A 20,636-nucleotide genomic window follows, 5' to 3' on the forward strand; every position below is an offset into this window, starting at 1 on the left:
TATTTATTTTGAAAATATCTGTTATTTAAAAAAAATATTATTTATTGTACAGTTGACTAATAATATTTTTTATTTGTTGTTTTTACAAAAACTAAATTATATAATTAGTAAAAATATGTAAATAATTATAAAAATTATAAATAAATCGTATATATATTTAAAATTTTAATTAATATTATTGGTAATAAATAATTATGGATAAAAATAGCCAACATACTATTGATTCGAATATTTTATTTCGTAAATGGTTGAATGGTACTCGTGAGATAGTACAAGATACTATTTTTCATTCTCGAGTTCATAAAAAAAATAATACTAATATTGTATCTCAGCGTGTTTTTTTCGAACAAAATGCGAACAGTCATTATTTTTCTTATTCCTATAGAAATAAAAAAGATTTATTTAAAGACAATCCTGTTTCTTATATTCGCAATCAAAATTCACATAAAATCTTAAAAAATATACAAAAAGGAAAATATGATCCAGATATTTTTCTTGATTTGCATGGATTAACACAATATCAAGCACGACAAGCATTAGGTGAATTAATTACAACGTGTCAAAAAGAAAAAATTTTTTGTGCTCATGTAATGCATGGACATGGTAAACATATTTTAAAAAAACAAACACCTTTTTGGTTATCTCAACATCCAGATGTTATAGCTTTTCATCAAGCTCCTAAATTTTTCGGAAGCGATGCTGCAATCATAGTTATAATTGAAGTTAATTCTCAAAAAAAAATATAAATATTTTTAATTAATTAATAAAATTATTTAACAAAAATATTTAACATACACGACATATAAATTAAAATTTATTGTGTAATCAAATTAAAAAATTATAATTTTTAAAAATATCAATTATTTTAAATTTCATGAAAAATATTTTTTTAAAATACAAATAATTTTTTTAAAATTCAATCAAAATAGCATTACTATCTTTATTCAAGATAAAAATATTTTAAAAATGTTTTAAATCAAATTATTATCAATAATTTTTTTTTATTATGCTTAATTTTTACGATAATATCATTTTTTTATTAAAATTATTTAATTATATTTTTTTACTTTTTTAAAAAAATATTCTTTTAAAAACCCTTATTTTTTGGGTTTTTTTATTTTTTATAAAGAATTTTAAAGGATTGTAAATATGTTTAACAATAATCGTGTACGTATAGCGATGCAAAAAAACGGTCGTTTAAGCAACGATTCTATAAGACTCCTAACATGTTGTGGTATTAAAATTAATTTAAAACAACAAAAATTGATAGCTTTTGCTGAAAACATGCCTATTGATGTAATGTTAGTTCGTGATGATGACATTCCTGGTTTAGTAATGGATAGTGTTGTAGATTTAGGAATAGTTGGAGAAAATGTGCTTGAAGAAGAGTTATTAAAACGGAGATCACAGAAATTAGAATGTTCTTATATTACTTTAAGACGACTAGATTTTGGAGTATGTAGATTATCTTTAGCTCTTCCAGTAAATACTATATATTCTGATATAACATGTTTAAAAAATATTAGAATAGCTACTTCATATCCTTATTTATTAAAAAAATATTTAGATGGAAAAAATATTTCATTTAAATCATTTATGTTAAATGGTTCAGTAGAAGTAGCACCTAGAGCCGGGTTAGCTGATGCTATTTGTGATTTAGTTTCTACAGGAGCAACGTTAGAAGCTAATGGTTTACGCGAAGTACAAATAGTTTATCGTTCTCATGCATGTCTTATTAGTAAAGTTGGCAAGATTAATGATATGAAAGAAGAAGTTGTTAATAAACTAATGACTCGTATTAAAGGTGTTATGAAAGCTCGCGAATCTAAATATATTATGTTGCATGCTCCCATAAAAAAGTTAGAAGAAGTGATATCTTTACTTCATGGCGCGGAAAGACCAACTATTTTAAAATTAGCAGGAGATAATGATCGAGTAGCAATGCACATGGTAAGTAGTGAAACATTATTTTGGGAAACAATGGAAAAGTTAAAATTATTAGGAGCTAGTTCTATTTTAGTTTTACCAATTGAAAAAATGATGGAGTAAAAACTATAAATGAAATATTTTAACAGTATAATTTATTGGAATGAATTAAGCGTTGATGAAAAAAATAAAATATTATCAAGACCTTTTTTAAAAGAAAGTAATATTATTAAAGAAACAGTTAAAGAAATTATAAAAAATGTTAAGATTTTAGGTGATCAGGCATTAAAAAAGTATACTGTTTTATTTGATAAGTATGATATAAAAACATTCCCTATTTCAGAAAAAAAAATTCTTTCAGCCTCACTTCATGTAAGTGAGTTTTTAAAAAAATCAATTGCAGTCGCGAAAAATAACATCGTTTCTTTTCATAAAGCTCAAATCTCATCAATAGTAGATATCGAAACAGAAATTGGAGTCCGTTGTCAACAAATTCATTTACCATTAAATTCTATAGGAATTTATATTCCTGGAGGGACAGCTCCTTTATTTTCCACTGTATTAATGTTGGCAATACCTGCCAAAATTGCTGGTTGTAAAGAAGTTATTCTTTGTTCACCTCCTCCTATTAGCAATGAAGTTCTCTATACAGCTAATGTATGCGGAATTAATAAAGTTTTTCAAGTCGGTGGAGCTCAAGCTATAGCCGCTATGGCTTTAGGTACTGAGAGCATTTCTAAAGTAGATAAGATTTTTGGCCCTGGTAATGCTTATGTTACAGAAGCGAAATTACAAGTTAGTTCTATTTTCAATGGAACTGCAATAGACATGTTAGCAGGACCTTCAGAATTATTAATTATTGCTGATAATAGTGCTCATCCAGATTTTATTGCTGCCGATTTATTATCTCAAGCTGAACATGGCATATCTTCTCAAGTTATTTTGCTAACACCATGTATTGAATTAGCAAAAAATGTAGTTCTTTCTCTCAATCAACAACTAAAAAAGTTATCTAGATTATCAGAAATTTCAATGGCACTAAAGAATAGTGTAATTATTATTACTAAAAATTTATTTGAATGCATTAAAATATCTAATCATTACGCACCTGAACATTTAATTATTCAAACAGAATCACCCAGAGAAGTTCTTAATGATATATCTAATGCTAGTTCTATTTTTTTAGGTTTATGGTCTCCTGAATCCGCAGGTGATTATGCTTCTGGAACAAATCATGTTTTACCTACATATGGACAATCTCTTACTAATTCTTCTTTAGGATTGTCTGATTTTCAAAAACGTGTATTAGTACAAGAATTAACACCTGAAGGATTATTAAATTTATCTAATACTATTGAAGTTTTATCTGCCGCAGAAAAACTTGAGGCGCATAGAAATGCTGTAAAAATTCGAGTAGATTTTTTAAAGGGAAAAATATGACCGATAACATTTTAAAATTAGTTAGAACTAATATACAAAAATTAATACCTTATCAATCTGCAAGACGTATTGGAGGTGAGCACGGTGACATATTACTGAATGCTAATGAATCATCTGATTCTGTGTTTTTTAAATCAAAAAAAAAATCATTTAACCGTTATCCAGAATGTCAACCAAAAAATTTAATATGCTCTTATGCTGATTATGTTAATTTATCTTGCGATCAAGTTTTAGTTACAAGAGGTGCTGACGAAGGAATTGAATTATTAATTAAAGCGTTCTGTGAACCAGGGAAAGATGCAATTATTTATTGTCCTCCTACTTATGATATGTATCAAGTAAGTGCAAAAATAGCTGGTGTAGATATAAAAGAAATTCCTACTATTAAAAACACTTGGCAGTTAGATTTATCTAATATTGAATTAAATTTAAGCAAAGTGAAATTAATTTATCTTTGCAATCCTAATAATCCTACTGGTAATCTTTTTTTTAAAAAAGATCTAATACATTTGCTCAATATAACTTTGGGTCGATCTTTAATTGTTATAGACGAAGCTTATATTGAGTTTTCTCCAAAAGAAAGTATGACAAATTATTTAAAAAATTATCCAAATTTAGTTATTCTAAGAACGTTATCCAAGGCTTTTGCTTTAGCTGGAATAAGATGTGGTTTTACTTTAGCAAAAAAAGAAATTATTCAAGTTTTAAATAAAGTAATTAGTCCTTATCCGATATCTATACCTGTCTCTGATATAGCTAATCAGTCTTTAAAAAAATATTATATTGAACTAATGCAAAATAGAGTTATAGATTTAAATAATAATCGTATTTGGTTAATTAATCAATTAAAAAATATTACTTGTGTAGAAAAAGTATTTGAAAGTCATGCGAATTATGTATTAGTAAAATTTTTCATGTTTGAAAAAATTTTTGAAACCTTATGGAACAAAGGTATAATCGTAAGAAATCAAAATGAGAAAATTAATTTAAAAAAATGCATAAGAATTTCAATAGGAACAACTTTAGAATCTTTATCCTTAATCAAGGAACTTAAAATTTTTTCTAAAAAAAACATATTTTAAGGCGGTATTAGTGAAAAATAAAATATTGTTTGTTGATCGAGATGGCACGTTAATTGATGAACCAGTTGACAATCATCAAGTAGACTCAATAACTAAATTAGTTTTTAAAAGAAATGTAATTTCCTCATTGCGCAAATTAATAAAAATTGGCTATAAATTAATTATGGTGACTAACCAAGATGGTTTAGGTACTGAAAAATTTCCCTTAAAAAATTTCAATATACCTCATCTTTTTATGTTAAAAGTTTTTCGTTCAGAAGGAATAATATTTGATGATATATTAATTTGTCCTCATTTTTTAGATCAAAATTGTTTATGTCGTAAACCTAAAATAAACATGATTGAACCATGGTTGAATAAAATAGATCTAAAAAGCAGTTATGTTATTGGTGATCGAGATACAGATATCGAACTGTCAAAAAATCTTCAAATAAAGGGAATTCAATATAAAGAGAATATATTTGGTTGGATCGATATTGAGAAACATATCTTTAAATATAATAGATATTCTGAAATTATACGAACAACAAAAGAAACATCAGTTCATATTAAAGTTTGGTTGGATTTAGAAGAAACAAGTAAGATTAATACTGGTATCAAGTTTTTTGATCATATGTTAGAACAATTAGCCGTACATAGTGGAATTTGTATGAATATTTTTACTAAAGGCGATCTTGATATTGATGATCATCACACAATTGAAGATACAGGTATTGTATTAGGAGAAGCATTATCGCAAGCTTTAGGAAAAAAAAATGGTTTATGTAGATTTGGTTTTTACTTGCCCATGGATGAAAGCAAATCCAATTGTATTATAGATATATCAAATCGTCCATATTTAAATTTCAAGGCAAATTTTAATTATAAAACGGTTGGTGATCTTAGTACTGATATGGTCGAACATTTCTTTTATTCGCTTTGTTATTCCATGAAAATTACACTTCATTTATATGCTACAGGAAAAAACGATCATCATTGCATTGAAAGTTTATTTAAGGTTTTTGGACGTGCATTACGTCAGGCTATTAAGATAGAAGGGAATATTTTACCAACTTCAAAAGGGATTTTATAATGGATATAGTAATAGTAGATACAGGCTGTGCTAATTTAACGTCAATAAAAGTAGCAATTAAAAATTTAGGTTATGATTCTATAATAACTTCTGAAGCGTCTGTAATATCAAAATCTAAAAAAATTTTTTTACCTGGAGTAGGAACTGCTTCCGCAGTAATGAATCTTCTATCTCAAAAAAATATAGTTAATGTTATCAAGGAATTCAAACGACCAATATTAGGAATATGTCTTGGAATGCAACTTTTTTGTGATTTTAGTGAAGAATGTAATGGTGTAAAAACTATTGGTGTTATTAAATCCTCTGTATTGCGTTTAAAAACGAACAATTTACCATTGCCTCATATTGGTTGGAATAAAATTATATTTCATATAACACATCCTTTATTTAAAAAAATACCAAATAATTCAAGATTTTATTTTGTTCACAGTTATATAGTACCCATTAATAAAAACACATTGGCTGAAACTAACTATGGTATTGATTTTAGTGCAGTGATACAAAAAAATAATTTCTTTGGTGTTCAATTTCATCCAGAAAAATCTGGAGATATAGGATCTCAATTATTAAAAAATTTTTTGGAGATGTGATTTTATGATTATTCCTGCATTTGATTTAATTAACGGTAGAGCTGTGCGTTTATATCAAGGTAACTATTTAAATCAAAAAAATTATAATATAAATTTATTTAGTTGTTTAGAAGAATGTAAATTAAAAGGAATTGAAATTGTTCACTTAGTAGATTTAGATGGAGCAAAAAATAGCGAAAATCGACAAATATCATTATTTAAAAAAATACTATCTTATACTACTATGCCCGTGCAAATAGGTGGAGGAATAAGAACCGCAGAAGATATAAGTGTTCTTCTTAATTTAGGAGTAAAAAGAATAGTAATTGGATCATCTGTTATATATGATAAAAAACAAGTAAAGAAATGGTTAAAAAATTATGGTCCAGATTCAATTGTTTTAGCATTAGATATAAATGTTAATAGTAAAAATAAAAAAGAAATATATATTAATGGTTGGCAAAAAAAAACTAATTTCGTTCTTGAAGAAATTATTGAATATTTTTTACCAAGTGGATTGAAACATGTATTATGCACGGATATATCTAGAGATGGAACACTCTTAGGACCAAATTTTAATTTATATAAAGAAATTACCAGTTCCTTTAAAGATATAAGTTTTCAAGCATCTGGAGGAGTAGCAACTTTAAAAGACATTGTTTCCTTAAAAAAAACTGGGATTAAAAGTATTATTATTGGTCGTAGTTTATTAGAAAAAAAATTTACTATAGAAGAGGCTTTGAAATGTTGGCAAAGCGAATTATAGCATGTCTTGATGTTGATAACGGTGTAGTAGTAAAAGGAATTAAATTTCAAAATCACGAAATTGTAGGCGACATTTTGCCACTATCTAAACGTTATACAAAAGAGGGTATAGATGAATTAGTTTTTTATGATATAACAGCTTCAACAAAAAATAAATTAGTTGATAAAGGTTGGATAGAAGATGTTGCAAAAGTAATAAATATTCCATTTTGTGTAGCCGGGGGGATTCAAAGCGTAGAAGATGCAAAAATTATTTTATCTAGTGGTGCAGATAAAATATCAGTTAATTCATCAGCATTAATTGATCCTGATTTAATCAATAAAATTTCAGAACGTTTTGGTATACAATGTATGGTAGTTGGAATAGATTCGTGGTTTGATAAAGAAAAAAACTCTTATATGGTACAACAATATACAGGAGATATTAATAAAACTTATCAAACTTCTTGGAAGACGTCTGATTGGGTAAAAACAGTTCAAGAAAAAGGTGCTGGTGAAATTGTTCTAAATATGATGAATCGAGATGGATTGCAAGCAGGGTATGATCTTAAACATCTAAGAGAAATAAGAAAAATATGCAAAGTTCCTTTAATTGCATCAGGTGGTGCAGGAAATATAGAACATTTTTATGAGGCATTATATTACTCTAATGTAGATGGAGTATTAGCAGCATCTGTTTTCCATAAAAATATAGTAAAAGTAAAAAATTTAAAAAATTTTTTAATTGAACGAGGAATGGAGATTAGAGAATGTTAAAAAAAAATGATTTACTAAATCTTGATTGGGAAAAAACTAATGGTATGATTCCTGCAATCATACAAGATTATTATTCAAATAAAATTTTAATGCATGGATACATGAATAAAGAAGCTTTATTAAAAACTCAAAGAGACAGTTTAGTAACATTTTATTCTCGTACTAAAAAATGTTTATGGACTAAAGGAGAAACGTCAGGGAATTATTTAAAAGTCATTGAAATTAGCACGGATTGTGATCATGATTCATTGTTAGTTTCAGTTATATCTAAAGGAAAAACATGTCATTTGGGTAATACAAGTTGTTTTATTTCAAAGGAATACAATATTAATTTTTTATTTGAATTAGAAAAAATTATAGAAGATAGAAAAAATAAATCTTCAGATAATTCATATACATCTAATTTATATAATTCAGGAACAAGTCGTATAGCACAAAAAGTAGGTGAAGAAGCTGTAGAAACAATATTAGCAGCAATGAAGAAAGATTCAAATGAATTGATTAATGAATCTGCAGATCTAATTTATCATTTAATTGTATTATTACATAATAAAAATTTAAATTTGAATTTAGTTCTTAATAATTTAGAAAAAAGAAGAAAAAAAGAATTGCCAGAGTAATCTTTAGAAAATTTATTGCGTATTTTTAATAAAATAGATTTATAATCTTTTAATTTCGAAATATATTTCAATAATATAAAACATATATTTAATATATATATGATTATGCATAAAATCTCCATTTTTAAAAATTTATTATATATTTTACAAGTAAATTTTCTTTTATTTAAAAATCAAAAAACAATATAATTTTTAAAAAGTTTTGTCTGTATTTTAAATTAACAGAAATGCTTTTCTGATCTTTTTTAGAATAATTATAAATTAGAAATGTTTTTAACATCATTTATCATATAAGCGATTCGAAAAATTTTAATAATTATTAAAAGATAATTATTTAATATTTATTTTGGTATATTTTATTTGGAGAATAACATGTCAAAACAACAAATTGGAGTTGTAGGAATGGCAGTAATGGGACGCAATTTGGCGTTAAATATTGAGAGTAATAATTATAGTGTATCTATATTCAATAGAACAAATGCAATAACAGAAAAAGTTATTCATCAAAATCCGAATAAAAATATTTTTCCATACTTTTCCATTAAAGATTTTATTAATTCACTCATCAAACCTAGATGTATTTTATTGATGGTTCAATCTGGAAAAGCCACCGATGAAACTATTAAACTAATCATGCCTTATTTAGAAAAAGAAGACATCTTGATTGATGCCGGTAATACTTTTTATAAAGATTCAATTCGCAGAAGTAAAGAATTATTTAAATGTGGTATCAATTTTATTGGAATGGGAGTATCTGGAGGTGAACTAGGAGCATTACATGGTCCATCCATTATGCCGGGTGGACAAAAAAAAGCATATGAACTTGTATCCCCTATTTTGCAAAAAATATCTGCAAAATTTCAAGGTGAATCATGTGTGAGTTATATAGGTCCAAATGGTGCAGGTCATTATGTAAAAATGGTACATAATGGTATTGAATATAGTGATATGCAATTGATTTCAGAGTCATATTTTTTATTAAAATATTTATTAAATATGAGTAATGAAGAATTATCATTTACATTTTCTGAATGGAATAAAGGTGAATTAGATAGTTATTTAATTGAAATAACAAAAAACATTTTTGTTAAAAAAAATAGTGATGGTAAGTATTTAATAGATTGCATTTTAGATGTGGCAGAAGATAAAGGTACTGGTAAGTGGATTAGTCAAGATGCTTTAGAATTACGAGAACCTCTTTCATTGATTACAGAATCTGTTTTTTCACGCTATTTATCTACTCTAAAAAAACAGCGTTTAATTGCATCAAAAATATTAAAAGGACCTAACATAAAAATATTTTCGCAAGATAGAAATAGTTTTATTGAAGAAGTTAGAAGAGCCCTATATTTAGGGAAAATAATTTCTTATGCTCAAGGTTTTTCTCAATTAAAAAGCGCCTCAGAAAAATATAATTGGAATTTGAAATATGCAGAAATTGCAAAAATTTTTAGAGCTGGATGTATTATAAGAGCAAAATTTTTAGAAAAAATAACAGAAGCATATTCTAATCAAAAAAATGTAATTAATTTGTTGTTGACTCCTTACTTTTCAGGAATAGCTAACGAATATCAAAGTTCATTACGCAGAATTGTAATTTACGCAATAAAACACGGAATTTCTGTACCAACTTTTTCTGCAGCAATATCTTATTATGACAATTATAGAACATCTTATTTACCGGCTAATCTTATTCAAGCACAAAGAGACTATTTTGGTTCACATACTTATCAAAGAATAGATAAAACTGGTTATTTTCACACAAATTGGTCTCAATAAAAAACAATATGAGAATAGTTGATGTTTGTATGTAAATGTCTTCTTTCTTATATATGACTGCTATTATCTTGTGATTAACAATTAAAATAGCAGAAGATTTTAAAAATATCTCTGCTATTAGATTTTGTTTACTATTTAATATTTTTATTTATTTGATAGTATATGAAATCAATACATTTATTATATTATAGGTATAAATATGCGTTTGTGTGATAAAGATATTGAAGTGTGGTTAAAAAGAAAAGAGTTAATTATAGAACCTTATCCCGACAAGAAATTGATCAACGGTATTACTGTTGATATACATTTGAGTAATAAATTTCGTTTTTTTTATGAACATACGAGATCTTATATTAATTTAAGTAATTCTGAAATAAATCAAGAATCAGTATTGACAGAAGTCATGAGTGATGAAATAATTTTTTCTAAAGAAAAACCGTTGTTTTTACAACCTGGCGCTTTAGTATTATCTTCAACTTTTGAAAATATTAAAATTCCAAATAATTTAGTAGGTTGGTTAGATGGACGCTCTTCCTTAGCTCGTTTAGGACTGATGATTCATGCTACTGCACATCGCATTGATCCAGGTTGGAAAGGTAATATTGTTTTAGAAATGTTTAATGCAGGAAAATTAACTTTAGTATTAATTCCCAAAATAAAAATTGCAGCGCTCAGTTTTGAAGTGCTATCTCAATCAGTTTTGCGTCCTTATTATTTAAGACAAGAAGCTAAATATAAAAGTCAAAATGGGGTTGTACCTAGTCGTATTGATAGAGAATAAAAATTTTTTATAAAAGATATTATTGAAGTATTCATGTTTCGATTATTTTGTAAATTCATTTTTAATAAAATTATTTATTTAAACTAATGAATGATTTTTTTAATTAATTCTATTTTTATTCATTTTTGTATTTGAAAAATTATAATATTATGTCAAATGTCATGAGAAAAATTTTAGTCACCTGTGCTTTACCTTATGCAAATGGTTCTATTCATATTGGTCATATGTTAGAACATATTCAAGCAGATATTTGGGTTCGTTATCATAGAATGCACGGTCATGAAGTATGTTTTATTTCTGCTGATGATGCACACGGTACTGCTATTATGTTAAAATCACAAGATTTAGAAATATCTTCAAATGAATTAATTAAAAATGTAAGAAAAGAACATCAAATAGATTTTTTGAATTTTAACATCTCTCATGACAATTATTATTCAACACATAGTTTAGAAAATTTGTTTTTTTTAAGAAAAATTTTTAAAAATTTAAACGAAAAAGGTTTAATTAAAGAAAAAAAAATTTCTCAATTATATGATGATGAAAAAAAAATTTTTTTACCTGATCGATTTATAAAAGGTATTTGTCCGATTTGTAAATCAAAAGATCAATATGGAGATAATTGTGAAGTTTGTAGTGCCACTTATGAATCTATGGATTTAATTAATCCAATATCTGTTGTTTCAGGGGAAAGACCCATTTTAAAAAATACAAAACATTTATATTTTAATCTGCCTTTTTTTAGCAAAATGTTAAAGGAATGGATACACTCTGGTGTTTTAGAGAAATCAGTTATTAAAAAAACAGAAGAATGGTTTAAAGTAGGTTTAAAATCATGGTGTATTTCTCGAGATGCACCTTATTTTGGATTCAAGATTCCAGGATATCCTGATAAATATTTTTACGTTTGGCTCGATGCTCCTATTGGTTATATAAGTGCTTTTAAAAATCTTTGTTTTAAAAATAAAAAATTAAATTTTAATGAATTTTGGAGAAAAAAATCAAATTGTGAATTATATCATTTTATCGGTAAAGATATTATTTATTTTCACACTTTATTTTGGCCTGCAATATTAGAATCTATTTCATTTAGAAAACCTAATAAAATTTTTGTTCATGGTTATCTTACTATGAACGGTTTAAAATTATCAAAATCACGAGGCGCTTTAATTAAAGCTAGCGATTGGATCAAATGTTTTGATTCAGACAGTTTACGTTATTATTATGCAAGTAAGTTATCTAATAAAATTCATGATATTGAAATTAATTTAGAAGATTTTGTTCGTAAAATAAATAGCGATATTGTAAATAAATTAGTTAATTTAGCATCAAGAAATGCCAGTTTTATTAATAAATATTTTAATGGGTATTTATCCAGCACATTAAGTGATATTAAACTGTATCAATATTTTGTTAATACTAGCAGAAAAATTCAAAATTTTCTAGAAAACCGTGAATTTAGTTTTGTTATAAGAGAATCTATGAAATTATTAGATGTAGCCAATCAATATATTAATGAAAAAAAACCATGGTTAATTAAAAAAACAGAAAAAAATATTATTGAATTACAAGAAGTTTGTACAATGGGTATTAACTTATTTAGAATTGTAATGATTTTCTTAAAACCAATAATACCTGATTTAGCAATTAAAACAGAATCTTTTTTAATTTCAAAATTAACTTGGAACGGTATTAAAAAACCATTATTATCTCATCAAATCAATAAATTTACTCCATTATATCAAAGAATTGATATTAAAAAAATTTTTGAGTTAATTGATTTATGCAAATAAAAATAATTTTTAAAAATATATTTTCAATGCTATTTAAAAAATATTCTAACAAAACGGAAACGAATTATTATAATTTAATTTTAAATTATTTTGCCAAGATATCACCCAATTCTTTCTATCCTGATATTTTATATTAACAACAAATACTCCTAGAGCGCTAATAAAATAATCATTATAAAACAGAAGTGGAATTTGATTTCTAAACCAAGGAGGGATATTTTTTTCTTGCCAAATTTTTTTTATTTTTCTTTTTTTGTTTCTTCCTAAAATTAAAATTTGACCTTCGTGTTGAAAACGAATATTGATTAATTCATTCTTTTTAGGTGCAGGGAGTATAATTCCATTATTGTTTTTTATTAAATATCCTAAATTGTTAGGGAGTATTAGTTTATTATCTGTTTTATGCCAGAATAATAATGTTTCTTTAATATCAGGTTTCTTTTTTATAAAATGCAGTGATTTTTTATAACGTCTTATTTCGTGTCGATTTAAAAATATTTTAGGATTTGCATCTATTTTACTAAAAATCATTTGAACATAAATGCATTGAATATTTTTATAAGACGGAAGTTTTATTTTTTTTAATAAAATCCAATATCTAATTAATGCTATACATATTTCTTTTTTTATATTTTTAAAACTCTCAATGTTTAACGAGCCATCAAATTGTATAAAATCACTAATTTTTTCATGAAGAAAATAATTTAGTAGTATCGTTTCTTGCGCACATATCTGTGTGGTACGAAAACAATTTTTTATAAAATAAGGCCATCTTTTTTCTAATACAGGAATAATTTTATTTCGTATAAAATTGCGATCATAATCAATGTTTAAATTGCTAAAATCTTCGATCCAATTTATTTTTTTTTTATGAGCCCATAATTGCAATTCTTTTTTTGTTTTTTTTAAAAACGGACGAACTATTTTTTTATTTCTTCCAAATATAGTTTCAAAAGACATGCCGGATAGACCAGTAGGACCGCTTCCTCTTCTTAAAGATAAAATAAATGTTTCGCATTGATCATTCATATGATGACCAGTTAAAAGTATTTCATCAGAAAATAAATAACTGTATATAATATTATATCGTTTTATTCTTAGTTTTTCTTCAAGATTTTTTGTATTTTTTTCAATATTAATATCTTCTACAATTAAAGGTATGTGATTGATACTACAAATTTTTTTACAATGTTCTGCCCATTTTTTTGAAATTAAATTAAGATTATGATTAACATGAATAGCACGTATTTTAATATGGGATTGTTTTTTTATTTCTAATAATTGGTAAAGAAGTACTGTGGAGTCTAGTCCGCCGCTATAGGCTATTAAGAATGATTTGTTTGGATATTTACTAATAGTTTTTTTAATCAAATAAAAATTACCTAAAGAATATGTTTTTAATACGTTCGAGTGGACTTGAACCACCAACTTCTACCATGTCATGGTAGCGCTCTAACCAATTGAGCTACGAACGTAAATATTAAAAAATTCTTAATATTTTTATATGATTTAAATTATATATTATTTTCAATATAACATACAAATAATTTTTTTAAAATACTAGAAATTTATAGAGAAATTTTATGTTATATTGATAACATATGCAAAAATATTATTTTAAAGGCAATATTATGTTTACAGGTATCGTACATGGGATAGCTACTATTGTTTCTATAGAAAAGAAAAAAAAAAATTACAGTTATACAGTTAAAATCCCATCTATTTTTTCTAAAAATTTAAAGTTAGGTGATTCAGTATCACAGAATGGGTGTTGTTTAACTGTTAAACTAATTCATAATTCTTATATAACATGTGATGTTGTAGAAGAAACTTTAAAAAATACTAATTTAGGAATGTTAGATATCGGGGACAGTATTAATATTGAACGATCAGTAAAATACGGAGATGAAATTGGTGGTCACATAATATCTGGTCATGTTATGAATACAGCCGAGATTTCTCAGATATTAAAATCAGATGATAATTGTATTATATGGTTAAAAATGAAAAATAAATTGTTAATGAAGTATATTTTTTATAAAGGTTTTATCTGTATTGATGGAATTAGTCTTACAGTTGGAGATATTATCAAAAATGAATTTTGTGTTAATATTATACCTCATACTTTCTTATCTACTACAATAAAAAATAAAAAAAATGGCAGTTTAATGAATGTTGAAATTGATTTTTATACTCAAACTATTGTAGATACAACTGAACGTTTGATTAAGAAAAATATTCAATATGTTTTTTAGTTTTGCCTTAGTAATTTTAAAATATATCATTAACGAATAAAATAAGAAAATTACTTTATCAAATAAAAATAAAATTAACACTCCTAATGATAGGAATTATAAATGAAACATTATATTTTATTTTTTATTTCTAATATATTAATTGAAAATTTTATTTTAGTGAAATTTCTTGGTTTATGTCCTTTTTTAGGCGCTTCGAGTAAAATTGAAACAGCTTTAGGAATGAGTTATGCAACTACTTTTGTTGTGCTCATATCATCAGTTTTATTATGGTTTATTAATTTTTTTATTTTATTACCTCTTAACTTATTTTATTTAAGAGTTATAGTTTACATGTTAATTATTTCAGTAAGTGTTCAATTTTTAGAGATAGTATTACGCAATACTAGTCCTGTTTTATATCGTCTACTCGGAATTTTTCTTCCGTTAATTACAACTAATTGTTCTGTTTTAGCTATTCCATTATTTAGTTTGTATTCAAATCATACATTTTTAGAATGCATATGTTATGGTATAAGTGCATCATTAGGGTTTACTTTTGTAATGATTATTTTTTCTTGCATTCGTGAACGGATAATATTATCTGATATTCCTCTTCCGTTTCAAGGTGCTCCTATTATTTTAATCACTGTAAGTTTAATATCTATTACATTTATGGGTTTTAAGGGTTTAATAAAATTTTGATTATGCTAATAATTTTTATTTTTAGTGTTTTATCTTTTTTTTTAGGAATAATATTAAGTTTTACTGCTTATAAGTCCGAATTTAAAGAAGATCCTACTATAGAAATGATTAATAAATTATTGCCTCAAAGTCAATGTGCTCAATGTGGATATCCCGGATGTTATCCTTATGCAAAAGCAATATCAAAACATTCTGAAAAAATTGACAAGTGTATTCCTGGCGGAATAGATCTGGTATTAGAAATAGCTAGCTTATTAAGTATAGAAGCACCAAAAACAAATCTAATTAAAAATGATAAAAAACAAAGACATACTACCGTATGGATTGATGAAAAAAACTGTGTTGGATGTTCAAAATGTGCTATTTTTTGTCCAGTAGATGCAATAGTTGGTGCACCTAATTTTATACATACAGTTTTAGAGAAATTTTGTACTGGTTGTAATATTTGTTTATTACATTGTCCTACTAATTGCATTAAAATAAAAAAAGAAATCTATGAACAAAATTAATTTGATAATGATGAAGAATATTTTTAAAATTTTTTTTTCTATAAAATTTTGGAAAAATATAGTTTTTTCTACTTTTCATATAAAAAAAAATATAATTTTAAGGGTGGTATAAAATATTTATTTACAAAAAATAAATCTAATAATTTATTATTAAAATCATCGCCTCTTCCTGAAAAATTTTTTTTTCTTATAGAAAGTCATGTTTATAAAAAAAAAATACGTGTTAAGAGCAATCAAAAAGTATTGCGTGGACAACCTTTAACTTTTAGCGATAATTTTCATGTTCCTATTCATGCACCAACTTCAGGTTTAATAGAAAAAATTTATTTGGATTCAAATCCTACAGAAAAAGATATAAAAAATATCAAAATTGTAATTCGCCCCGATTATTTAGATAAATGGATTAGGTTAAAACCTATCAAAAAATACAAAAGATATACTCCTGAAAAACTCATTAAAATAATTCACCAATCGGGTATTGTTGGTCTTGGAGGAGGACAATTTCCTTCTTCAAAAAAAATATTTTTAAGTCTTAATAAAGTCCATACTTTAATTGTCAATGCCGTGGAAAGTGAACCCTATATAACGTCAGATAATTGTTTAATAGAAAATCATCTAGATGAAGTAATTATAGGATGCAAGATTATTTGTTGGATCACTAAAATAAAAACAGTTTTTATTGCAGTTCAAGAAGATAGTATTAGATCAATTTCAAAAATTCATAGTTTAATTAAAAATGAATCATGTTTTAAAATATGTATTGTTAAAAATAAATATCCTGGAGGCAGTAGTAAAGTACTTATTAAATCTTTAACGGGGAAAGAAATACCTTATAAAAAGCATTCTATAGATATAGGATATCTTATTTTTAATATTGCTACAATATTTTCTATAAAAAGAGCGATTATTAACGGAGAACCATTAACAGAACGCATTATAACTTTTTTAGGTAGCCAGAATTATTTATCTGGTAATTTTTGGGTCAGAATTGGAACTCCAATAAAACATTTTTTAATTAATAAAAAATTAAACAAAGATTCTATTGAGTCTATATTTTTAGGAGGTCCCTTTATGGGAGAAAAGATTAACAATATAAATTTTTCTATATCAAAAAAAATAAATTGTATTTCAATTGACCTCAAAAAAGAAAAATATAAAAATATTATCGAAGGTGCTTGTATTCGATGTAGTTATTGTTCGAATGTATGTCCTGTAAATTTACTTCCTCAACAACTTTATTGGTATAGTAAAAAAAAAGATCATAAAAAATCAAAAAAATATCATATTTTAGATTGTATTGAATGTAAAGCATGTGAAAAAGTATGTCCTAGTTATATTCCTTTAGTAAAATATTTTAAAAAAGAGAAAATTATTTTAAAAAATATTGAGTTGGATGATTTTCGTAAAAAAATGTCATTGAGCCGATTTAAAAAAAGAAAAAAACGATTATTAGAAGAAAAATTAATGATTAATATGAATAACAAAAATTGTGCTTTAATGCAAAAAAATATACGAAAAAAAACAGTTCAAGATGCAATAGAACGCATGCGGTCTAAAAAATAAATTTTCATATAAATATGTTTTATACACATACATAATTTAAGAAAAAAAATGAACTTTCCTCGTATATATAATGTTTATAGTGCTAGAAAAATAATGTTTTTAGTTGTTATAGCTTGTATTCCAGGTATTTTTGCTAAATATTACTTTTTTGGCAGCAGTGCTGTAGTGCAAATTTTATTTTCGATATTAGTTGCTTTATTGTTGGAAATTATTATTTTAAAGATCCGTTGTAAAAAAATTAAAATTCATTTACAGGATAATTCCTCAGTTTTAACTTCGATTTTATTTGGAGTTAGTATTCCTTCTTTACTTCCCTGGTGGATAATAATTATTGGTTTATTTTTTTCTATTGTTATTGCTAAACATTTATATGGTGGACTTGGTCAAAATATATTTAATCCAGCTATGGTTGGATATGCGGTATTATTAATATCTTTCCCGATTTATATGAATAATTGGCCCGAAAGAGATTTTTCTGTTTCTTTTTTTAATGATCTTAAACAATCTACATCTATTATTTTTTCAAATGGTGTAAATAGTATAAATAAAAGTGATTTAAAGATTATTCCTGATGCTTTTACAGAAGCTACTCCTTTGAATGATTTTAAGATTAAATCTCATTTAAAAAATAATTTTTTATCCGGAGAAAAAGGATTAAAAAATAAAAAAATTTTTATTCGAAATAGTTGGAAATATATAAATATAAGCTTTTTTTTAGGTGGTGTTTTTTTATTATTTACACGAATTATTTGTTGGCGAATTCCAGTAAGTTTTTTATGTTCTTTAGGAATATTATCAATTATAACTTATTTTTTTTCAAACGAATTATTCATGTCTCCACTAGTCCATTTTTTTTCCGGTGGTACTATGATATGCGCTTTTTTTATAGCTACAGATCCAGTAACTACTTCTTGTACTAATATAGGTAAAATATTTTTTGGTATAATTATTGGTGTTTTAGTGTGGATCATTAGAAATTATAGCGACTATCCTGATGCAATTGCTTTTTCTATTTTGTTTGCAAATATGACTGTGCCGTTGATAGATCATTATACAAAAACTTCTGGATATGGTCACAGTAATATATGAGAAAATTAAAAAAAATATTCAGAGATGCTTTTTTAATGAGTTTTTTTTCAGTTATTTGTATAACAGGAATAGTTTTAATAAATAAAATTACAAATAATAAAATTATTGAGCAACAAGAAAAAGAAAAAATAAAATTATTAGAGGAAGTTTTTCCTGCTCATATATATCGCACATTAAAAAAAAGAACGTATAAAATTCAAAATAAATTTTTAGGTGATCATAAAACTCATAATTTATGGTTGTTTTTTAAAAATGAAAAACCTGAGGCAGCAATTGTTGAAACTACAGCACCTGATGGATATTCTGGTTCTATTTATATGTTAGTAGCAGCGTATTTTAATGGAAAAATTATCGGCGTAAGGGTTTTATCCCACAGGGAGACGCCGGGTATCGGAGACAAAATTGAATTATCTGTTTCTAACTGGATCAAGGAATTCACTGGTATGCATGTATCTTCTATAGAAGATAATGATTTTAAATTAAAGAAATATGGAGGTAAAATTGAACAATTCACAGGTGCCACGATAACGCCACAATCTGTGACAAATGCTGTAAAAAGAACAGTTATTTTTATCAAAAACATACCTTTAACATTTGATTTTTCAAATAAGGGTCTTCATGAATATTAAATATTTTTTATATGATAGATTATGGAATAGAAATTCCTCTTTAGTACAATTATTGGGATTATGTCCAGTTTTAGCAATGACAACAAACTCTATTAATTCTATAGGATTAGGAATAACAACTACTGTAGTATTAACTTTTACAAATACTGTAATCGCTATTTTTAAAAACATCATACCCAAAGATTTAAGAATTCCGATTTATATGATGATTATTTCTTCGATCGTTACATCTATAGAGATGTTGATTCATGCTTACGAATTTAATTTATATCAATCTTTAGGTATTTTTATACCATTAATAGTTACAAATTGTATTATAGTAGGGCGTGCAGATCTTATTGCTTATAAAAGTTCTGTAATAGAATCTTTTTTTGACGGTATTTTAATAGGTTTAGGTTCAACTTTAGCTATGTTTATAGTAGGTTCTATACGTGAAATATTAGGGAATGGAACCTTATTTTTCGGGGCTAATAAAATTATATCTAGTATAGATCATTCGTTTTGTATTACTCTACTTAATAAGCAATTTACTATTATTTTAGCTGTTTTTCCACCTGGTGGTTTTTTTATATTGGGTTTTTTAATTGCGGTTAAAAATTTAATAGATTCATTTTATAAAAAAAACAAAGTTAAAAAAACTTTAACATGTTTGTGTACTAACAAGATTAAAAAATAAGATTATAATGAATAAAGAAAAACGTTATAAAATTTTATCACTATTTTATAGAAATTACCCTAAACCTAAGATAGAATTAGTTTTTTCTTCTGATTTTGAGTTATTATTATCTGTAATTCTTTCAGCTCAATCTACTGATTTTATTGTAAATAAAACTACTAAAATATTATTTAAAGAAGCAAATACACCTGAAAGAATTTTATCATTAGGATTAGAACGTCTTAAAAATTATATTAAAGATATTGGTTTATATAATACTAAAGCATTAAATATTATTCGTACTTCTTTTTTAATATTAACTAGATATAGTGGAATTGTTCCAAATAATCGTATTGAATTAGAGTCTTTGCCCGGTGTAGGAAGAAAAACATCTAATATTATTTTAAATGTATTGTTTAAAAAGAAAACTATTGCTGTAGATAGACATGTTTTTAGAGTATCAAATCGCACTAATTTTGCTAAAGGAAAAAATGTAGAAGAAGTTGAAAAAAAATTGATTAAAGTAGTGCCAAATATTTTTAAATTAAATTTCCATTCTTGGTTTGTTTCACACGGCCGATATGTTTGTACTGCAAGGAAAATTAGATGTAATATATGTTTAATATTTAAATTGTGTGAATTTAATAAAAAAAAAATTTAATATATTTT

20 protein-coding genes, 1 tRNA gene and 1 pseudogene are annotated in these 20,636 nt (G+C 25.3%); 20 read left to right on the forward strand and 2 right to left on the reverse strand.

Annotated elements, in window-relative coordinates; genetic code table 11:
* The first annotated feature begins 194 nt into the window (after positions 1–194).
* The 12 genes and pseudogenes from smrB (at position 195) to metG (ending at position 12,583) form a co-directional block, all read left to right on the forward strand.
* Positions 195–760, forward strand: a pseudogene (smrB, locus tag ACTP5B_RS01075) (endonuclease SmrB).
* A 389-nt stretch (positions 761–1,149) separates the two neighbouring features.
* Positions 1,150–2,049 (forward strand): ATP phosphoribosyltransferase, encoded by a 900-nt coding sequence (gene hisG / locus ACTP5B_RS01080; RefSeq protein ID WP_464829234.1) that lies wholly within the window; start codon positions 1,150–1,152, stop codon positions 2,047–2,049.
* A 9-nt stretch (positions 2,050–2,058) separates the two neighbouring features.
* Positions 2,059–3,366, forward strand: a complete 1,308-nt coding sequence (gene hisD, locus ACTP5B_RS01085) for a histidinol dehydrogenase (RefSeq protein ID WP_464829236.1) — start codon at positions 2,059–2,061, stop codon at positions 3,364–3,366.
* Positions 3,363–4,448 (forward strand): histidinol-phosphate transaminase, encoded by a 1,086-nt coding sequence (gene hisC, locus ACTP5B_RS01090; protein ID WP_464829238.1) that lies wholly within the window; start codon positions 3,363–3,365, stop codon positions 4,446–4,448. The genes hisD and hisC overlap by 4 nt, the downstream gene beginning before the upstream one ends.
* A gap of 10 nt (positions 4,449–4,458) precedes the next feature.
* Positions 4,459–5,520: a bifunctional histidinol-phosphatase/imidazoleglycerol-phosphate dehydratase HisB gene (gene hisB, locus ACTP5B_RS01095; RefSeq protein WP_464829240.1), complete on the forward strand. Its 1,062-nt coding sequence runs from the start codon at positions 4,459–4,461 to the stop codon at positions 5,518–5,520.
* Positions 5,520–6,110: an imidazole glycerol phosphate synthase subunit HisH gene (gene hisH / locus ACTP5B_RS01100; RefSeq protein ID WP_464829242.1), complete on the forward strand. Its 591-nt coding sequence runs from the start codon at positions 5,520–5,522 to the stop codon at positions 6,108–6,110. The genes hisB and hisH overlap by 1 nt, the downstream gene beginning before the upstream one ends.
* A gap of 4 nt (positions 6,111–6,114) precedes the next feature.
* Entirely contained in the window at positions 6,115–6,855 is a 741-nt protein-coding gene (hisA, locus tag ACTP5B_RS01105) for a 1-(5-phosphoribosyl)-5-[(5-phosphoribosylamino)methylideneamino]imidazole-4-carboxamide isomerase (RefSeq protein ID WP_464829244.1), read from the forward strand.
* Positions 6,834–7,610, forward strand: coding sequence for an imidazole glycerol phosphate synthase subunit HisF (gene hisF / locus ACTP5B_RS01110; protein WP_464829246.1), 777 nt, complete (start codon positions 6,834–6,836; stop codon positions 7,608–7,610). The genes hisA and hisF overlap by 22 nt, the downstream gene beginning before the upstream one ends.
* Positions 7,604–8,230, forward strand: a complete 627-nt coding sequence (gene hisIE / locus ACTP5B_RS01115; RefSeq protein WP_464829248.1) for a bifunctional phosphoribosyl-AMP cyclohydrolase/phosphoribosyl-ATP diphosphatase HisIE — start codon at positions 7,604–7,606, stop codon at positions 8,228–8,230. The genes hisF and hisIE overlap by 7 nt, the downstream gene beginning before the upstream one ends.
* A gap of 372 nt (positions 8,231–8,602) precedes the next feature.
* On the forward strand, positions 8,603–10,009 hold the full coding sequence (gndA, locus tag ACTP5B_RS01120) for an NADP-dependent phosphogluconate dehydrogenase (RefSeq protein ID WP_464829250.1): 1,407 nt from the start codon (positions 8,603–8,605) through the stop codon (positions 10,007–10,009).
* 199 nt (positions 10,010–10,208) lie between these two features.
* Positions 10,209–10,790: a dCTP deaminase gene (dcd, locus tag ACTP5B_RS01125; protein WP_464829252.1), complete on the forward strand. Its 582-nt coding sequence runs from the start codon at positions 10,209–10,211 to the stop codon at positions 10,788–10,790.
* A gap of 149 nt (positions 10,791–10,939) precedes the next feature.
* Positions 10,940–12,583, forward strand: coding sequence for a methionine--tRNA ligase (metG, locus tag ACTP5B_RS01130; protein ID WP_464829253.1), 1,644 nt, complete (start codon positions 10,940–10,942; stop codon positions 12,581–12,583).
* A 45-nt stretch (positions 12,584–12,628) separates the two neighbouring features.
* On the opposite strand, the gene tilS is transcribed toward metG, so the two are convergent.
* Both tilS and ACTP5B_RS01140 read right to left on the reverse strand, forming a co-directional pair.
* Entirely contained in the window at positions 12,629–13,954 is a 1,326-nt protein-coding gene (gene tilS, locus ACTP5B_RS01135) for a tRNA lysidine(34) synthetase TilS (RefSeq protein ID WP_464829410.1), read from the reverse strand.
* A gap of 30 nt (positions 13,955–13,984) precedes the next feature.
* A tRNA-Val gene (locus ACTP5B_RS01140) sits at positions 13,985–14,058 on the reverse strand.
* Positions 14,059–14,214: 156 nt separating this feature from the next.
* On the opposite strand from ACTP5B_RS01140, the gene ACTP5B_RS01145 reads away from it, so the two are divergent.
* The 8 genes from ACTP5B_RS01145 to nth all read left to right on the forward strand — a co-directional run bounded on the left by ACTP5B_RS01145 (position 14,215) and on the right by nth (position 20,628).
* Positions 14,215–14,838, forward strand: a complete 624-nt coding sequence (locus tag ACTP5B_RS01145) for a riboflavin synthase subunit alpha (RefSeq protein ID WP_464829255.1) — start codon at positions 14,215–14,217, stop codon at positions 14,836–14,838.
* Positions 14,839–14,940: 102 nt separating this feature from the next.
* Positions 14,941–15,522 carry an electron transport complex subunit RsxA gene (rsxA, locus tag ACTP5B_RS01150; protein ID WP_464829256.1) on the forward strand — a complete coding sequence of 194 codons (582 nt, stop codon included), beginning with the start codon at positions 14,941–14,943 and terminating at the stop codon, positions 15,520–15,522.
* A 2-nt stretch (positions 15,523–15,524) separates the two neighbouring features.
* Positions 15,525–16,031 carry an RnfABCDGE type electron transport complex subunit B gene (locus ACTP5B_RS01155; protein WP_464829412.1) on the forward strand — a complete coding sequence of 169 codons (507 nt, stop codon included), beginning with the start codon at positions 15,525–15,527 and terminating at the stop codon, positions 16,029–16,031.
* Between the two features lie 48 nt (positions 16,032–16,079).
* Positions 16,080–17,594, forward strand: a complete 1,515-nt coding sequence (gene rsxC, locus ACTP5B_RS01160) for an electron transport complex subunit RsxC (protein ID WP_464829258.1) — start codon at positions 16,080–16,082, stop codon at positions 17,592–17,594.
* A 48-nt stretch (positions 17,595–17,642) separates the two neighbouring features.
* A complete protein-coding gene (locus tag ACTP5B_RS01165) occupies positions 17,643–18,683 on the forward strand; it encodes an RnfABCDGE type electron transport complex subunit D (protein ID WP_464829259.1) in 1,041 nt (346 codons plus the stop codon).
* Positions 18,680–19,312, forward strand: a complete 633-nt coding sequence (rsxG, locus tag ACTP5B_RS01170; protein ID WP_464829261.1) for an electron transport complex subunit RsxG — start codon at positions 18,680–18,682, stop codon at positions 19,310–19,312. Before ACTP5B_RS01165 ends, rsxG begins: the two co-directional genes overlap by 4 nt.
* On the forward strand, positions 19,302–19,988 hold the full coding sequence (locus tag ACTP5B_RS01175) for an electron transport complex subunit E (protein ID WP_464829263.1): 687 nt from the start codon (positions 19,302–19,304) through the stop codon (positions 19,986–19,988). The genes rsxG and ACTP5B_RS01175 overlap by 11 nt, the downstream gene beginning before the upstream one ends.
* Positions 19,989–19,995: 7 nt before the next feature.
* Complete coding sequence (gene nth / locus ACTP5B_RS01180) at positions 19,996–20,628, forward strand: endonuclease III (protein ID WP_464829264.1); 633 nt, start codon at positions 19,996–19,998, stop codon at positions 20,626–20,628.
* The last annotated feature ends 8 nt before the right edge of the window (positions 20,629–20,636 follow it).

This window comes from Buchnera sp. (in: enterobacteria) (genome assembly GCF_056343165.1).

What these genes read in the sequence shown, in the direction of transcription:
- hisG (WP_464829234.1), top strand. Translation starts at nt 1,150, where the DNA reads ATGTTTAACAATAATCGTGTACGTATAGCGATGCAAAAAAACGGTCGT.
- hisD (WP_464829236.1), top strand. Translation starts at nt 2,059, where the DNA reads ATGAAATATTTTAACAGTATAATTTATTGGAATGAATTAAGCGTTGAT.
- hisC (WP_464829238.1), top strand. Translation starts at nt 3,363, where the DNA reads ATGACCGATAACATTTTAAAATTAGTTAGAACTAATATACAAAAATTA.
- hisH (WP_464829242.1), top strand. Translation starts at nt 5,520, where the DNA reads ATGGATATAGTAATAGTAGATACAGGCTGTGCTAATTTAACGTCAATA.
- hisA (WP_464829244.1), top strand. Translation starts at nt 6,115, where the DNA reads ATGATTATTCCTGCATTTGATTTAATTAACGGTAGAGCTGTGCGTTTA.
- hisF (WP_464829246.1), top strand. Translation starts at nt 6,834, where the DNA reads ATGTTGGCAAAGCGAATTATAGCATGTCTTGATGTTGATAACGGTGTA.
- hisIE (WP_464829248.1), top strand. Translation starts at nt 7,604, where the DNA reads ATGTTAAAAAAAAATGATTTACTAAATCTTGATTGGGAAAAAACTAAT.
- gndA (WP_464829250.1), top strand. Translation starts at nt 8,603, where the DNA reads ATGTCAAAACAACAAATTGGAGTTGTAGGAATGGCAGTAATGGGACGC.
- dcd (WP_464829252.1), top strand. Translation starts at nt 10,209, where the DNA reads ATGCGTTTGTGTGATAAAGATATTGAAGTGTGGTTAAAAAGAAAAGAG.
- metG (WP_464829253.1), top strand. Translation starts at nt 10,940, where the DNA reads ATGTCAAATGTCATGAGAAAAATTTTAGTCACCTGTGCTTTACCTTAT.
- ACTP5B_RS01145 (WP_464829255.1), top strand. Translation starts at nt 14,215, where the DNA reads ATGTTTACAGGTATCGTACATGGGATAGCTACTATTGTTTCTATAGAA.
- rsxA (WP_464829256.1), top strand. Translation starts at nt 14,941, where the DNA reads ATGAAACATTATATTTTATTTTTTATTTCTAATATATTAATTGAAAAT.
- ACTP5B_RS01155 (WP_464829412.1), top strand. Translation starts at nt 15,525, where the DNA reads ATGCTAATAATTTTTATTTTTAGTGTTTTATCTTTTTTTTTAGGAATA.
- ACTP5B_RS01165 (WP_464829259.1), top strand. Translation starts at nt 17,643, where the DNA reads ATGAACTTTCCTCGTATATATAATGTTTATAGTGCTAGAAAAATAATG.
- rsxG (WP_464829261.1), top strand. Translation starts at nt 18,680, where the DNA reads ATGAGAAAATTAAAAAAAATATTCAGAGATGCTTTTTTAATGAGTTTT.
- ACTP5B_RS01175 (WP_464829263.1), top strand. Translation starts at nt 19,302, where the DNA reads ATGAATATTAAATATTTTTTATATGATAGATTATGGAATAGAAATTCC.
- nth (WP_464829264.1), top strand. Translation starts at nt 19,996, where the DNA reads ATGAATAAAGAAAAACGTTATAAAATTTTATCACTATTTTATAGAAAT.